11 protein-coding genes are annotated in these 15,777 nt (G+C 39.5%); 8 read left to right on the plus strand and 3 right to left on the minus strand.

Annotated features, from left to right (window positions below; all coding sequences use genetic code 11):
• Window positions 1-80: 80 nt before the first annotated feature.
• From P4S65_RS12985 to P4S65_RS12995, 3 genes are read right to left on the minus strand one after another with little or no spacing between them, the layout of a single operon-like run.
• On the minus strand, window positions 81-773 hold the full coding sequence (locus P4S65_RS12985; protein WP_337120310.1) for a hypothetical protein: 693 nt from the start codon (window positions 771-773) through the stop codon (window positions 81-83).
• Between the two features lie 29 nt (window positions 774-802).
• Window positions 803-1,804, minus strand: a complete 1,002-nt coding sequence (locus tag P4S65_RS12990; protein ID WP_337120311.1) for a hypothetical protein — start codon at window positions 1,802-1,804, stop codon at window positions 803-805.
• A 26-nt stretch (window positions 1,805-1,830) separates the two neighbouring features.
• Window positions 1,831-2,418, minus strand: coding sequence for a hypothetical protein (locus P4S65_RS12995; RefSeq protein ID WP_337120312.1), 588 nt, complete (start codon window positions 2,416-2,418; stop codon window positions 1,831-1,833).
• Window positions 2,419-2,739: 321 nt separating this feature from the next.
• Here P4S65_RS12995 and P4S65_RS13000 point away from each other — a divergent pair, with 321 nt between their 5' ends.
• From P4S65_RS13000 to P4S65_RS13035, 8 genes are all read left to right on the plus strand, one after another.
• Window positions 2,740-4,335: an MFS transporter gene (locus P4S65_RS13000; protein WP_007583098.1), complete on the plus strand. Its 1,596-nt coding sequence runs from the start codon at window positions 2,740-2,742 to the stop codon at window positions 4,333-4,335.
• Window positions 4,332-5,270 (plus strand): sugar kinase, encoded by a 939-nt coding sequence (locus tag P4S65_RS13005; protein WP_197151440.1) that lies wholly within the window; start codon window positions 4,332-4,334, stop codon window positions 5,268-5,270. The genes P4S65_RS13000 and P4S65_RS13005 overlap by 4 nt, the downstream gene beginning before the upstream one ends.
• 9 nt (window positions 5,271-5,279) lie before the next feature.
• A complete protein-coding gene (locus tag P4S65_RS13010; protein WP_337120313.1) occupies window positions 5,280-6,362 on the plus strand; it encodes a glycoside hydrolase family 117 protein in 1,083 nt (360 codons plus the stop codon).
• A gap of 12 nt (window positions 6,363-6,374) precedes the next feature.
• Window positions 6,375-7,430, plus strand: coding sequence for a UDP-glucose--hexose-1-phosphate uridylyltransferase (locus P4S65_RS13015; RefSeq protein WP_337120314.1), 1,056 nt, complete (start codon window positions 6,375-6,377; stop codon window positions 7,428-7,430).
• Window positions 7,427-8,581, plus strand: a complete 1,155-nt coding sequence (gene galK / locus P4S65_RS13020) for a galactokinase (protein ID WP_149605594.1) — start codon at window positions 7,427-7,429, stop codon at window positions 8,579-8,581. Before P4S65_RS13015 ends, galK begins: the two co-directional genes overlap by 4 nt.
• 10 nt (window positions 8,582-8,591) lie before the next feature.
• Complete coding sequence (gene galE / locus P4S65_RS13025) at window positions 8,592-9,620, plus strand: UDP-glucose 4-epimerase GalE (RefSeq protein WP_337120315.1); 1,029 nt, start codon at window positions 8,592-8,594, stop codon at window positions 9,618-9,620.
• Between the two features lie 68 nt (window positions 9,621-9,688).
• The gene (locus tag P4S65_RS13030; RefSeq protein ID WP_096793023.1) at window positions 9,689-12,028 is read left to right on the plus strand and encodes an alkaline phosphatase D family protein; all 2,340 of its coding nucleotides are present in this window, start codon (window positions 9,689-9,691) and stop codon (window positions 12,026-12,028) included.
• Between the two features lie 213 nt (window positions 12,029-12,241).
• Window positions 12,242-15,715 (plus strand): TonB-dependent receptor, encoded by a 3,474-nt coding sequence (locus tag P4S65_RS13035; protein ID WP_096793024.1) that lies wholly within the window; start codon window positions 12,242-12,244, stop codon window positions 15,713-15,715.
• Window positions 15,716-15,777 lie beyond the last annotated feature (62 nt).

The raw sequence follows: 15,777 nt of genomic DNA on the forward strand, positions 1-15,777 counted from the left end.
TGTATATAAAAAAAGGAATGGTCTATTGTTAACACATTACAACAGACCAATAAATGTACAATTAAATGATGAATGTGCAATTATTTTTTAAATCGTCGCTCATACATAGACTCATTCATCGCTTTAGCGGCTTCAATCATTTCAATGTAGGGTCTATCAGTGACACTTATAAAGCCTACGTTATAATTTTCGCCATCGTAAGCTCTGCCTGTAATCGGAGAATCTATATACTGAAACCAATGAGCACCTATAAAGTAGGGGTTGTCGATCACTGAGTTCATATAATCGGTATACATATTTGCTCTGTCTTGTTGATTAGCAGCATGTATTAACCCAGGATGAAATAATCCTGAATCAGATGAACCAACATGAAACTCACCAATTATAGCGGGTTTGTCAAATTGTGATAAAAACGCCCACTTGTCATCCCTTAGACCTTCTTTGTATGCGTTAAAACTTATTACATCAACATATTTAGCCGAGGTTTTAACAACTTCTATAGGCATGCCCCAATCAGGAAAACGCGCACCTAAATACATATGATTTGGTAGGTATTTATCCATAGCGGCATTTACCACACTAAAGTACTTATCAGCATAGGCGGTGAGTAATATAGAAAAATCGACAAGCTGCTCTTCATTTTTTATATCAACCGTTACACCTTTGTCAAACTCAACCCATGAGGCTAAGTTTAAGTGCCATACCTTATTAAGTTTAGCGACATCAGTATATTTTTCTTTCATTAAGCGAGAAAATTCAGCTTTAGTAGGCACTGTTTTAGCATCACGGCCTAATGTGTTTATTACAATACCATAATGGCTTTTAACAGAATCAGGGCGGCCAAAGCTTTTTCGTTATCAATGAATACACCTACTGCCCAAGGCGAATTTTTAACTTCTTTTGCAACAACACTAACGGTTTCGTTAGCACGCACTGTAAATTCAGGGTCGAATACATCCGGCATGGCTCCCCAAAAATCGTTGCCGCTTGATACGGTTTTAAAATCACCTATAATCCAACCATTGGCAAAATAGGGCACTTTTTGATTATCGTAGTAGCTCGGATCTGTCCAGTTGCCTAATGAACTAAAGCCCCATGTAATCATTCTATCGAGGGTAACTTCTCGCCATTTTTGCATGTAATCTGCATTATTTTGACCATATTTGCGTTCTAAATTAGCAGCGTAGAAGCTATATGTTTCACCGTGTTCTAACGGACCCGAATGCGCACTTTTACGATAGCCAAAATGTTTACCGAGTGGATCGCTATAATCAGGTAGCCATTCAAATAAATTTTTACGCACTTGTGACGCTACAAAGCGGCTTTTAAGCGCTTCTTTATTTACTTGGTTTAAACCTTTTGAATCCTCAGGTGTTACACCGGCATCAGCTGGTTTAGCTAACAACGCTTGATCAAAATCGTAACCCGTCAGTGTTGTTGAGTTTGCAAGACGAATAATATCAATGCCAGTTGCAAGATATAAATAGCCATCAGGGTCGACTAATGACCATTTATCGTTGTATTTAGCCGTTCTAAAATAACCAGTCGCTTCTAATTTTGGACCTTTTGCCCAGCCACCAAAGCGTGAGCGATTAGTAGGGCGTTTAGAAAGTAACTGTGTTGCTTCTTGTTTTTTGTCGCTCAATAGCTCGGCTTCTGAATGTACTTTCCCTGCAAATTCTTGTTTTGCATTTTGGCCAAATTCATCAACAATTTTGGTTAAAAAAGCGGTATTAAATTGAGGGTTTTTACGAAGTGAAATAGATTTTATTGCCAGCTCTTTGTCATGTAATGTACTTTGCACGCTAATTGCTATTTTAGCGATGCCTTTTAAGTTGAGATTTTTTTACCCCACATAGAAATAAACTGTACCTCATCAGACTCCCACGTATCTGGGTTAGAGCGAAGACCAGAAGTAAAGTTAAGTTCTACATTTTCTTTGCCATCGGGCGTTGCAAGGTCGTGGCCGTCAAGTTTTGCGTAATACGTGTTGTATCCACCTACCGGCACATTAACGCTACGCGTATAGTTAGCACCGTCAATATCGGAGATATCTAAATAAATTTGTACAGAGTGTGTTCCCGGGTTTGCCAATTCAAAGGCAAGATTGAAATCATTAAATTCACTCCAATCCCAAGGTTTTTCCGGTGAAAAAACAATACTAGCGTACGAGTTTTTCTTAGATTGAAACTGTACATTTAAAACCGAGTTTTCATTTTTTACTATAGCGGAATTACTTTGGTAATCAACAGACGTCGCTGTATGGTGAGTGTCATCTGCAAATAAATACATTAATGTATTAGTAGATTTAATCTGTACGGCATCTGTTGTGGGGCGATCAACTTTAACGTCTTCTTGATTACAGGCACTTAACGCAAGCAAGAGCGATGTGAGGAGTATGTTCTTTTTATATGTCATTGCTGTTTAACCTTTAATTACAATTTAACATACCATACATTAAAAAAACAAATTTGAAAATTGTTAACAATGTGCAATTTTAACTTTTTAGAATGTACACCAGTAAGGTAATGATTTTATTTAATTATTTTTTTATATTTATTACAAAACAAATGAACATAAAGTAACGTTCTTTAAAATATAGGTTGCAAGTATATTAATTTTAAAATACTCTCGAAATCACACCCATGGTTAATTGTTAACAATATATAATTTAGCACAACCCCTTACTTTATTCTCTACATAAAGTAACACACAATAACAACAAAGTTGGATTGAAGTATGAATGGTAGTAAACGTAATGTGTTTTTCTTTGCATTTATTGTCGCCTTTGGTGGCTTTATATTTGGATTAGACGCTGCTCTTATTTCAGGTACGGTTCGTTTTGTATCGGCAGAATTCAATTTATCAGACATTCAAATTGGCACAGTCGTGAGTGCACCTGGTTTTGGTGTGCTATTTGCTTTAGTCATTACCGGTTACATATGCAATATGTTTGGCCGAAAAAATACTTTAATAGGCATTGCGTTTATATACATACTGTCGGCAATTGCATCGGTTTTCGCGCCAAGCTACGAGCTATTAGTTGCTGCTCGTTTTATAGGTGGATTAGCATTCACGTCTTTATCGGTCGCTGCTATGTATATAGGTGAAGTTGCACCGTCTAAGTACCGTGGTAAATTAGTGTCTATGATTCAAATAAATATTGTTGTTGGATTATCCGCAGCGTATTTTGCTAACTACTTACTTGTTGATTTAGCTCACAGTAATTTTGAGTGGGTAACACAGTGGAATGTGCAAGATAATTTATGGCGCTGGATGCTAGGCGTTGAGATTATTCCTGCTATTTTATGGTTTTTATTATTATTTACTATTCCTCAAAGCCCGCGTTGGTTAGTTATGAAAGGCAACGAAACACGCGCTATAACTATCTTGCATCGTTTAAATAAAAATACTGAATTGGCCCAAGAGCAACTTAAGAGTATTAAAGAGAGCTTGGTTGATTACAGCGAAACAGGTGGGTATTTTTCTTCATTTAAACAACTACTCGAAAGTCGTGTTCGCGCCGCTGTCATTATTGCTTTTACTATTGCTATTGTGCAGCAAGTGACGGGGATTAACGCCATAATGTTTTATGCTCCAACGGTGTTTGAACAACTGGGAGTCGGCACTGATGCGGCTTTTTTTAACGCTGTTTTAATTGGTTTAGTCAGTATTGTATTTACTGTGGTAGCTATTGCTTTGATAGATAAGTTAGGGCGCAGACCCCTTGTTATTTGGGGATTAGCAGCTGCAACAATTAGTTTGTTTATGTGTTATTTAGGCTTTAGCCAGGCAGAGTATAGTTTGTCGGCTGAAGATATAGCCTCGTTTTCAGCGTTAAACTCTATTACAGGACTGGAGCACATAATTGGTACTGTGTATCACAGTGATATTGAATTTAAGCAAGCACTAGCGAGCGTACTTACTGCTTCGCAACAGCAATTATTTGAAAGCGATTTAATTTCACGCGCAGCAACTATAAACGCGCCACTTATATCATTTGGTATAGCGGGCTTTATTGCAGCCTTTCACTTTTCGATTGGGCCAATTATGTGGGTGATATTTTCTGAAATATTCCCGACTCGTATTCGAGGTGTGGCCATTCCTACCTTCGCATTTATTGCCAGTGTAATTAGCTATTTTGTTCAGCAGTTTTTCCCATGGCAGCTAAGTAATTTAGGCGCTGCAAACATCTTTTTACTTTATACCGTATCGGGTGTTGCCGGCTTTGCATTGCTATTTAAGTTTATGCCAGAGACTAAAAATAAATCGATAGAAGAAATTGAAGTCTACCTAGAAGGCCTACACACTAAAAAAGTACAGGAGGGTGTGTGAGTACTTTACTCGCTATTGGTGAATGTATGGTCGAGCTAGTACCAACAGGTATTAGCGAATGCAAGCAGTCTTTTGCGGGCGATACTTACAATGCTCTTGTGTATGCAAAGCGTTTTGCAAACACACTAAATTGCGCGCTATTTACAGCTGTAGGTAGCGACGTACTGAGTGCCAATATGCTCAAATGTTGGCAACAAGAAGGTATTAGCACGCAAAACGTGATTACAACAGCAGACTATAACGTGGGTATTTACGCTATTTCAACGGATGCTGATGGTGAGCGAAGCTTTGATTATTGGCGTAATCAATCAGCAGCGAAGCATATGATGAGTTTATATACTCAAAAGCCATTTAATTTAGGTTTGAAAGAATCAGACTGGGTGTTTTTCAGTGGCATTAGTTTAGGTATTTTAGATGATGAATCTAAACAAGGTTTACTCACATTATTAGCTGATTTAAAAAAACAAGGCTGCACAATTGCGTTCGACCCTAATTATCGCGCGCGTATGTGGCAATCAAAAAGCCACGCTATTGAATGGCTAGAGCGTGCTTATGCGCTTAGTAATGTAGTTTTACCAGGTCTTGATGATCACCGTGTGTTATTCGGTCATTCAAGCAGTGCAGAGATTGTTAAGTACTGTACACAATTTGATATCGACGAAATTGTTATTAAAGCTGGTAGTGCCGGGATGCAGGTTTATTGCAAAGATGATCTTAAAGCGTCATGTCCGTTTACACCCGCTGCAAAGCAAGTTGACAGTACAGCGGCTGGCGACTCATTTGCCGGAACCTACTTAGCCGCCAGAATGTGCGCACAAACCCCTCAAAATGCATTAGAAATGGCTGACAGTGTTGCCTCACAAGTTGTGCAGCATCAAGGCGCGATTTTACCTCTTGACGTATACCAGTCGCTAAATATAAGCCTAGGTAAGTAAGGAATTAACATGTCTGATAAAAAATTAAGTTTAGCAAGTAAGCGTGCAATAGAGCGTGGCTACGATAAATATGGCCCGCAGTGGCTGACAGAATTTGATGTGGAACCGTTGCTGGGTGATTTTGCCTATGAAGAAGGAGTTATACGTCGCGATCCTTCATCTGTTTTATACATTGATGGTGTTTATCATTGTTGGTACACCAAAGGTGAGGGGGAAACAGTTGGTTTTAATGCACAAGACTCAAGTGCAAAAGTGTTTCCTTGGGATTTAACGCAAGTTTGGCATGCAACGTCAAAAGACAGCATAACGTGGCAAGAACAAGGGGTCGCTGTGAGTCGAGGCGACGCTGGTAACTATGACGATCGCGCTATTTTTACCCCTGAAGTATTTGCGCATCAAGGTAAGTATTACTTGGTGTATCAAACGGTACAAACACCGTACACCAATCGCCAATATGAGCATATTGCTATAGCGCATTGCGATACCCCTTTTGGTCCTTGGATTAAATCACCTGAACCTATTGTTAGCCCAAGTAAAGATGGTCAATGGCACGGTGATGAAGATAATCGCTTTGCAGTAACAGCTAAAGGTAGTTTTGATAGCCATAAAGTACACGATCCGTGTTTGGTGTTTTTTAATAACAAATTTTACTTGTATTACAAAGGTGAGACCCAAGGTGAGGGAATGAACTTTGGTGGTCGTGAAATCAAACACGGTGTTGCTATTGCTGATGATGTATTAGGGCCTTATGTTAAATCGCCTTACAACCCTATTTCTAATAGCGGTCATGAGGTCGTTGTTTGGAATTACAAAGGTGGTATTGCTAGTTTGCTAACAACCGATGGCCCTGAAAAAAATACTATTCAATTTGCTCAGGACGGTATTAATTTTGAAATTATGGCGCATATAAAAGGCGGTCCAGAAGCAATTGGCTTATATAGACCTGCACAAGGGTTTGATCAAAACACAGCGCCAGGCATTAGTTGGGGCTTGTGCCATAAATACGATGTCAGTTGGAACTGGAACTATATTTGTCGTTTTACTCCTCGTAAGCAAGTGCTCGACGCCGGTACCTTTCAAAACAGTAACTAGGGAAAGTAAACAATGAGTGAGCAACAAAATCAATTTGACCCGTCAGAGCATCCACATCGGCGTTTAAACCCATTATTAAATGAATATGTGTTGGTGTCGCCACACAGGGCTAAACGCCCATGGCAAGGTCAAGAAGAAAGTGTAGATATTGAGGTTAAACCAGAATACGACGAAAGCTGCTTTTTATGTAAAGGCAATACGCGTATCAACGGCGAAGTAAATCCAGATTACAAAAACACCTTTGTGTTTACTAATGACTTTGCCGCCTTGCGTGAAGGTGTGCCTGATGTGGAGCAAACCGATCCCCTATTTAGCATGCATACAGAGCGTGGCACTGCGCGTGTTATTTGTTTTTCGCCTAATCATGCAAAAACACTACCAGAGCTCAGTGTTTCGCAAATTACAAATGTAGTAAGCACATGGCAAGAGCAATGCCAAGAGTTATCAAAAACTTACAACTGGGTTCAGGTGTTTGAAAATAAAGGCGCTGTAATGGGATGCTCTAACCCGCATCCACATGGTCAAATTTGGGCACAAAATAAATTACCGAGTTTGGTTGCACGTAAACATACAAACCTTAGTAACTATTATAAACAGTATGGCAGTAGTTTATTGCTCGATTACGCAAAACGTGAGATGGAATTAAATGAACGCGTAGTATGTGTAAACGATGATTGGCTTGTGGTTGTCCCTTATTGGGCTGCATGGCCATTTGAAACACTGCTATTACCTCGGTTTGCGGTTACTCAAATGATAGAGCTGACAGACACTCAACAAAGTACTCTAGCTGAAATTATTAAAAATATAACGACTCGTTACGATAACTTATTTCAGTGCTCGTTCCCTTACTCTATGGGCTGGCATGGCGCGCCTTATGATGGTCAAAGCCACTTATTTTGGCAATTACATGCGCAGTTTTTACCGCCATTACTACGATCAGCCAGTGTGAAAAAATTTATGGTTGGTTACGAAATGATGGCCGAAGCACAGCGTGATATAACACCCGAGCAAGCTGCCACTATTTTGAAGAAACAATCACTAACGCATTATAAAGAGAACACTAAATGAATGTTGAACAAAGCGCACGGTTAGCTTTTTTAAACCACTTTGGACGCGATGCCGACTTTGTTGTCAAAGCCCCTGGGCGTGTTAATTTAATTGGTGAGCACACCGATTACAATGACGGTTTTGTACTGCCTTGTGCCATTGAATACGCTACTTACATTGCAGTGTCACCTCGAACTGACGATGTAGTAAATGTACTTGCACTTGATTGCGATAACCAAACCGACAACTTTTTAGTAAATAAACCGCTTAATAGCCACAGTACGCAAACGTGGAGTAATTATGTTCGCGGCGTAGTTGATGAACTGCAAAAACGAAATCATCAACTCAGTGGCTGCGACATATGCATCACAGGTAATGTCCCGCAAGGAGCTGGTCTTAGCTCATCGGCTGCACTTGAGGTAGGTATTGCTTATGCGTTTAATCATTTATGTGAATTGTTTATTGAACGTAAAGAGATTGCAAAAATAGCACAAGCAGCAGAGAACAACTTTGTAGGGTGTAACTGTGGAATTATGGATCAGCTTATATCGGCGTGTGGTACACAAGGTAAAGCACTAGGGATAGATTGCCGCTCACTTGATTTAGTGGAAGTGAGCATTGACCCTGCTATGACCATTTTAATGATTAATTCCAACGTTAAACGCGGCTTACTCGATAGCGAGTATAACCTTCGACGCGAGCAATGCTATAGCGGCGCTAAAGCTTTTTCAAAGTCAAGTTTACGTGAGGTGAGTATTGAGGAGTATGAATCGCAAAAACATATGCTAAATAAAGACGTTGCTAAACGTGTAGAGCACATTGTTTATGAAAATCTCCGCACCCTTGAAGCTATGCAGGCTTTTACTCATAACGACATAACGAAACTTAGTACATTAATGGCTCAAAGCCATGGCTCTATGCGTGATTTATTTGAAATAACTACACCGCAAATAGACACATTGGTGGATATTATTAGCCAAGTAATACAAAACAATGGTGGTGTAAGAATGACTGGTGGAGGCTTTGGCGGGTGTGTCGTCGCATTTGTACCCAATATACTGGTAAAAGATGTTATTGCTGCTGTTGAGTCGCAATACGAGCGTTTAACAGGCTTGAAAGAGTCTATTTATACCAGCTTACCGTCTGCTGGTGTATCACTCATAAGAACGTGAGGAAAATTCAATGAAAAAAGTACTGGTTACGGGAGGCGCAGGCTATATAGGTAGTCACACTGTTTTAAGCTTATTAAAAGATGGCTATAACGTTGTTGTGATTGACGATTTAAGTAACTCGAGTCGTGAATCGTTAACTCGTGTTGAAGCTTTAGCGCAACGTAAAGTTGAATTTATTCATGCCAGTTTACTTGATTACGATAAGTTATGCGCCGCATTTACAACGCATCAGTTTGATTCGGTCATTCATTTTGCAGGTTTAAAGGCGGTGGGTGAATCAATAGAAAAACCGTTGGAATATTACTACACCAATCTGGTCTCTACGTTAAACCTATGTCAGTGCATGCTCAAATTTAGCGTGAATAAATTAGTATTCAGCTCATCAGCCACCGTTTATGGGCAAGGCGCATCAGTACCTTACACCGAAGATTTACCGCTTGGTCGCGCGGCTAGCCCTTATGGGCAAACAAAAGTAATGATTGAGCAAATACTACAAGAAATAGTGGCTTCTAAGACGGGACTACAAGTTGCAAGCTTACGCTACTTTAACCCAATTGGTGCAGATATTAGTGGTCAAATTGGCGAAGACCCATTAGGTATTCCAAATAATTTAATGCCCTTTATTGCTCAAGTTGCTGTAGGGAAGCGTGAAAAATTAGCTATTTTTGGTGGTGATTACCCTACTGAAGACGGTACATGTGAGCGGGACTATATACACGTTAGTGATTTAGCCAAGGGTCATATTAAAGCTCTTAAATGGCTTGGCGAGCAACACCATAGCTTATATGAAGCATTTAACTTAGGCACTGGCACTCCTTATTCTGTGCTTGGTATCGTAAAAGCATTTATTGAGTATACCGGAGTTGATATTAACTTTGACATTGTAAAGCGCCGCGATGGCGACTTAGCTGCTTTTTGGGCCGATTCATCTAAAGCCAAGGCTATTTTAGGCTGGCAATGTAAATACACCCTTGCAGACATGATGAAAGACACGTGGCGCTGGCAAAGCAATAACCCTAATGGCTACCCAAATGTATAACCTCCTTATGTAAAAACACTGTCTACACAAGGCGTCCTAATTCACACACAATAATAAAGGTGATTAAAATGAAACGCAGAAGTTTTTTAAAGCTCAGCGCCGGCCTACTAAGTTCAAGTATGCTCGGTGGTTGCAGCGGTTTATTTGCATCATACCGAGGTGACTTAACCTCAACTGCACCATTAGATAATACGAATTTAAGCAAGCAAGTGTGGCTCGGTAAGCATTTTTGGGGGAACAGACTCCAAGACTGGCAACGCATAGGTAATGAGCTTTTATGTACTCGAGAAGAAAAAGATTTTGAAGCGCGTACCGTATCGTTACTCACCAGGCAGCTTAATAGCTCTTTACAAAGTGGGCGTATAAAAGCCACCGTACGCAATTTAACGCCGAACGAAAAAGGCTTTTGTGGATTTTTATTAGGGATTGGTAAAGGTGAGCTAACAGCTAAAGGTGCTGCTTTAGCGCAGCGAGCTGGTGGCGAAAATGGCGGAATAATTGCGGCCTTTGACAGTTTAGGTAAATTATCATTTAGACAGTTTGATGATGAAAGCAAAGCCCTTGATTTTACTATTATTAATCGTACTCCATTTAATATACAACAATATAAAAGCGGCGATAAAATAACACTCGATTGCCATTTAGACCCAATAGATGCAAACCATTTTGATATTCGTCTTGTGGCAAGTAACACAAATACTGCCCAGGAGTTAGGATTTGCAGTACTTCACAAAGTCCCCGCAGATCAACTGCAAGGAGGTATTTCGTTATTAAGCTCCTCAGAGCCTTTTGTAGCAGGTGCTCGTTGGGGGTTTAGTGATATTGAAACCGGTGGAGGTAAAATAACTCTAAATAATGCCAATACCTTAGGCCCCGTTATGGGGTGTATGTATAGCGTTAATCAGCAGGTACTCAAGTTATCTTGTCAGTTAATGCCTATTAATATTAAAGAATTTTCACGCGTAGAGCTGCAATATAAGTTTGAAAACCAATCCGATTGGCAGCATGCAGGCACAGCAAAAATTGAAGATGGTTTTGTAGTAAGGTTTAGATTAAGTAATTGGGATTATTTAAAACAAGCTCAATACAGAATTGTTAACCCACAAAAGCCTGATGACACTTTATATTCTGGAACTATTGCTAAGGACCCACAAAGTAGTAAAGAATTTACGATTGCATTGTACTCTTGTATTATTCCTACTTCTAAAAGCTTAGACAACACACATTACACATGCCTTATTAGTAGCGAGCGCGATTTAGGACGTTACACCAAAGACAATATTTTATTTCCTCACACTGAACTTGTAGAAAATGCTAATTACCATAACCCTGATATGTATGTCTTTTGTGGCGATCAGTACTACGAAACATACCCGACTCGCTATGGTCGCCACACCAAAGATGCCAAACTAGATACCTTATATAAATGGTACTTATGGTACTGGGCGTTTGCCGATAGTATGAAAGATAAGCCTACACTTGTTTTAGTTGATGACCATGATGTGCTGCAAGGTAATTTGTGGGGCGATGGTGGCGATCACTCCGATATGCTAAAAGAAGAAGATGGCGGTTATAAGTGGGACAAAGACCTTGTTAGAATGATCTACCGTATGCAAAATGGGCATAATCCGGACCCTTACGATCCCACACCGATAAAATATGATATTCCGGTTAGTTATGCTGCATTTGAATATGGCGGAATTAGCTTTGCGATGGTTGAGGATCGTAAATTTAAAACGCCACCTGACTACAAAGCTAATAAGCTTGCCACAACGGGTGAGTTATTAGGTAAGCGCCAAGAAGCCTTTTTAAAAGACTGGCAAACTATGCACCCGGGTAAACCTAAAATATGTATTACAGCTTCCATGTGGGGGTCGCCTCAAACCGATGAAAATGGCAAAGCATTAATAGATTACGATGCAAATGGCTACCCGGCTGATGGGCGTACACGCGCAGTAAAATTAGTAAGTGATGCTAATGCATTAGTAATTGCGGGAGATCAACACCTCGGATTGCTTGCCTATCAAGGAATCAATACTTTTGATGATGGTAGCTTGTTTTTTGCAGGCCCAGCTAGCGCAGCATTTTGGCAGCGATGGTTTGAACCCCACGCACCTTTACCAAATCAGCGAAACAACGACAAAAACACCGGTGATTTTACAGACACGTTTGGCAATAAAATGCGAGTTCTAGCGGCAGCTAACCCAAAAGTTACGCATAAAGTTTTTGCTAAACAAAATACAACGTGGGGTAAGTTTTTAGCTGACAGAAACTTAAAAAGTGAAGGTTATGGGATTATTAAAATAAACCATGCAAAAAAATATTATCAATTAGAGTGCTGGGAGTGGAATACAGATCCATCAACAGAAAAGCAGTTTACTGGTTGGCCGTATATAAAAGAATTTTGATTAGGCTAGAACTATTGACAGATAAACTCTGTGTAAATATTTACTTTAACACTGTTACTTAAGAGCAATTTAATGCTTACGCATTAAGTTGCTTTTTTATAATTAAACAATTATTGTTAACAAAATACAGTTGACAATTGTTTGGTTATTATATTATTGTTTACAAAAGATTAACCTGCCAACATAATAAAACCTTAGAAAGGGAACACACACATGACAATCATCAACAAAGCGTTCAAATTGAGCGCGATTACGGCCGCAGTACTTGCAACACAATTGGTGTATGCCAAGCAAGACAAAAGCACACAAGAAAAAACGAAAGTAGAAGCCGATATTGAAATAATTGAAGTAAGCGGTTTAGCGGCGAGTCTTAAAAAATCCATTAATGATAAGCGTTTTGCTGAAAACGTTGTTGACTCCATAAACGCTGAAGACATTGGTAAGTCCACTGATCAAAACATCGCTGATGCGCTTTCACGCGTAACAGGGGTATCTGTACAAACTGTTGATGGTGAAGGCGCACGGGTAACTGTTCGTGGCGCTAATTCACAACAAAACAATATTAGTATGAATGGGGTGCAATTGGGCTCAACTGGCTATAGCCAAGGTGTCGATTTATCACAGTATTCTTCAGATATCTTATCTAAGATAGAGGTTGTAAAAACCCCAAGTGCAGATCATGAAGAAGGTGCGTTGGGCGCAAATATTAACCTTAGTACAACCAAGCCACTTGATTTAAATTATGAAATAAATACGGTAACACTTGAAGGCCGTTATAACGATCTGTCTGAAGAAGATAACTACAAAGTATCAGGTACTTTTTCAAGAAAGTTTTTTGATGATACGTTTGGTGTGGTGGTTACCGCAGTTAAAGAAACAAATACTTATCGTAAAGACCAATTTTCAGCAACGGAGTGGTATGCATTAGAGTCGCCTCTAGCTACAGATACAAACGGTAATATTGTTGAAAACGTTGTCGGTATAGCCCCTCGTAATGTTCAGTATCAATATCATGAAAGTGAAAATGATAGAACTAATTTTAATATTGGTTTGCAATGGATAGCATCAGAGAATACTGAATTTAATTTTAATGCTATTTTGGGTAAGCAAGATATAAATAACTCAATGCATGGTATTAACACGCGCTCGTCTCAATATGGAAATTTAATTGAAGGTGTTGACCCTGGCTTGGGCGGTACAGGCCCTGCATTATTTACAGATCCCGAAGCAAGTTGGCGAACTATTGATCTTGAAACGAATACGTTTACAAAATTTGTAAACCGTTTTAGTAATGGTGGACTTGTGCAATCTGAAGGCGATTTTGAAAATAAAAATCAGATCCTGTCATTAGATATGAATCATAGTTTTACCGATTCATTTGCGATGAAAGCAGGTGTTGGCTATTCAAAAACACAGCAAATACCTAATAACTCAGTTTACGTTGCATTACAAAACTTTGGAAATATTAATGCGTGGATAATCAATAATGTACCGCCAGAAGATATAGAGCCTGTTGGTTATGATTGTACTAGCAGCTCCGTGTGTACGCTAGTTGCGGGTCAGGGTTTAATTGATTATGGCCCTAATGACAATTTTGGTGATCCGCTGAATGTGTGGGATAACTATAGTACAACAGGTTTTAATCCTGATGAACTAAGGGCTCAACATCTTTCATATATGAGCCGTTCATTAAATGAAGTTGAAGATACCCAAAAATCATTATTTGTAGATTTTGATTACGCCCTTAATTTCGATAATTTCAGATCGATTGAGTTTGGTGCTAAATGGTCAAACCGTACAAAATACGTTGATGCGCAAATTGGTACATTCAGCTCAGTGGGTGAGGGCGTTGTGGTAACAAACCCTTACACTGGTAACCCGGCTGTATTGGGCAGTGGATTGCGCGATATTTCTGGCGATTTGATAACTGATGGCGAAGAGTTTCCAGTTGATGACTTTATGGCTGGTCTTGGTTATGCTCGTGATAGCATTACAGATGGTTGGAATCGTTTTTCAGCATTTAAAGCATTTGAAGTTGCCCAAGGTAGTACCGAAGTTGCTTTTAATACGGATGATTCGAATACACGCAATACTGAACTAGACAACTTAGCATTTTACACTAAGTTAAACTTTGAATTAATGGATGGTAAGATTTCTGGTGATTTTGGCGTTCGTTATGTTAAAACCACAGTAGAGGTTCAAGGTGCATCAGGAGTACAGTTTGCATTTGACCCATCTAACGCAGCTCGTTTAATGGACCCATTTAAACTGGCAGAGCTACGCGATACGAGTTTACCTGAATGTGCGCCAATTTTATTCTATGGTACTGATTATAATGCAGAAACACGTTGGTCTCGTGTAGACGGTTTGGGCTACGACACAAATGCTACAAAAGACTTAAGAGATGATACTGCGTTAGCTGACCAAGGTGCATGTCACGATCCTAATGCTGTACGTGGGAATCCAAATGAATCTGAGTGGTGGTTATGGCGCCATTCTGATGTATCAACAGAAAAAAATTATGTTTATGGCGAACGCAAGTTTGATGATAATGGCAACTTATTACCAACTGAGGATCGAAGCCTTCGTTCATTCAGTGTGACAGATGAGCATGACTATGATTTATTCTTGCCAAGTTTAAATATTAATTATTTGTATGATGAAGATACCATAATCCGTTTTGCGGCCTCAAAAACAATGGCTCGCCCTCAAATAGACTCGTTGCGCCCAGGCTTCAAGGTAAGAGAAACACAGTGGGGTGGTGAAAATCGTAATAATACTATCACGCTCACTAACCCTAAACTTGATCCATTAGAATCAATTAATTTAGATATTTCTTATGAGTGGTACTTTAATGAGTCTGGTCTGTTAGCTGCAACTTTGTTTTACAAAGATATGACTAACTTTGAAGAGTCAGAAACTATTGTGACTTATATGGATGATTTACGTGGTATAGGTTTAACTGAAGGTGAAACTTACGACCCGAATGATCTTGTACTTATTTCAGGACAAGACAGCCTTGAAGGATGTATGCCTAGACGTTTTCAAGGCAGTACAGACTACCAAGAAGAATGGCTATATTCTGATGATTTAGAACAGTTGTGTGCCAAGTTCAATACTACGCGTATTAAAAACGGTAAAGGCGCGTCGATCAAAGGTCTAGAGCTACAATACATGCAAACTTACGACAATTTGCCTGGTATTTGGTCTGGTTTGGGACTACAAGCTAACTACACATATCAAGATAGTGAGTATGACCAAGAAGTATCATCAATTGATAGCAATGTTAAGCTACCATCGCTTGCTGTTGCTTATACACCAGAGCATAGCTACAACCTGACAGGTTTTTGGGAAAAGGACGGTCATCAACTTCGTCTATCATACCAAGGTACAACTGATCAGTTAGTACAACGCTCTTGGGAAAATGGTTCTTTGTGGGAAGAGGGACGCCAGACGCTTGATTTTTCAGCAAGCTATAAAGTAAATGATAAAATGACGGTTTCACTGCAAGTAGCAAACTTAACGGATGAGGGCGTACGCCAGTACTTTACTAGTCGCTTCTTATCCGCTGGTGGTCAGACTTTCTCTGAAGGTAGTCCACTTGAAGGCGAAGCAACCAAGTCGCGTACGGTTTATCAATACCATACTGGCCGAACACTTAGACTTAATGCCCGTATTAATTTCTAAAACGATAAGATAATGAAAAAGCCCGCAGTATTACTGCGGGCTTTTTTATTTTTTAATAAAAA

The organism is Pseudoalteromonas sp. B131b (assembly GCF_037162545.1).
Classification (GTDB): domain Bacteria; phylum Pseudomonadota; class Gammaproteobacteria; order Enterobacterales; family Alteromonadaceae; genus Pseudoalteromonas; species Pseudoalteromonas fuliginea.

Excerpts from the sequence above, each read along its gene's own strand:
- P4S65_RS12995 (WP_337120312.1), bottom strand. The coding sequence starts at position 2,418 with ATGACATATAAAAAGAACATACTCCTCACATCGCTCTTGCTTGCGTTA.
- P4S65_RS13000 (WP_007583098.1), top strand. The coding sequence starts at position 2,740 with ATGAATGGTAGTAAACGTAATGTGTTTTTCTTTGCATTTATTGTCGCC.
- P4S65_RS13010 (WP_337120313.1), top strand. The coding sequence starts at position 5,280 with ATGTCTGATAAAAAATTAAGTTTAGCAAGTAAGCGTGCAATAGAGCGT.
- P4S65_RS13015 (WP_337120314.1), top strand. The coding sequence starts at position 6,375 with ATGAGTGAGCAACAAAATCAATTTGACCCGTCAGAGCATCCACATCGG.
- galK (WP_149605594.1), top strand. The coding sequence starts at position 7,427 with ATGAATGTTGAACAAAGCGCACGGTTAGCTTTTTTAAACCACTTTGGA.
- galE (WP_337120315.1), top strand. The coding sequence starts at position 8,592 with ATGAAAAAAGTACTGGTTACGGGAGGCGCAGGCTATATAGGTAGTCAC.
- P4S65_RS13030 (WP_096793023.1), top strand. The coding sequence starts at position 9,689 with ATGAAACGCAGAAGTTTTTTAAAGCTCAGCGCCGGCCTACTAAGTTCA.
- P4S65_RS13035 (WP_096793024.1), top strand. The coding sequence starts at position 12,242 with ATGACAATCATCAACAAAGCGTTCAAATTGAGCGCGATTACGGCCGCA.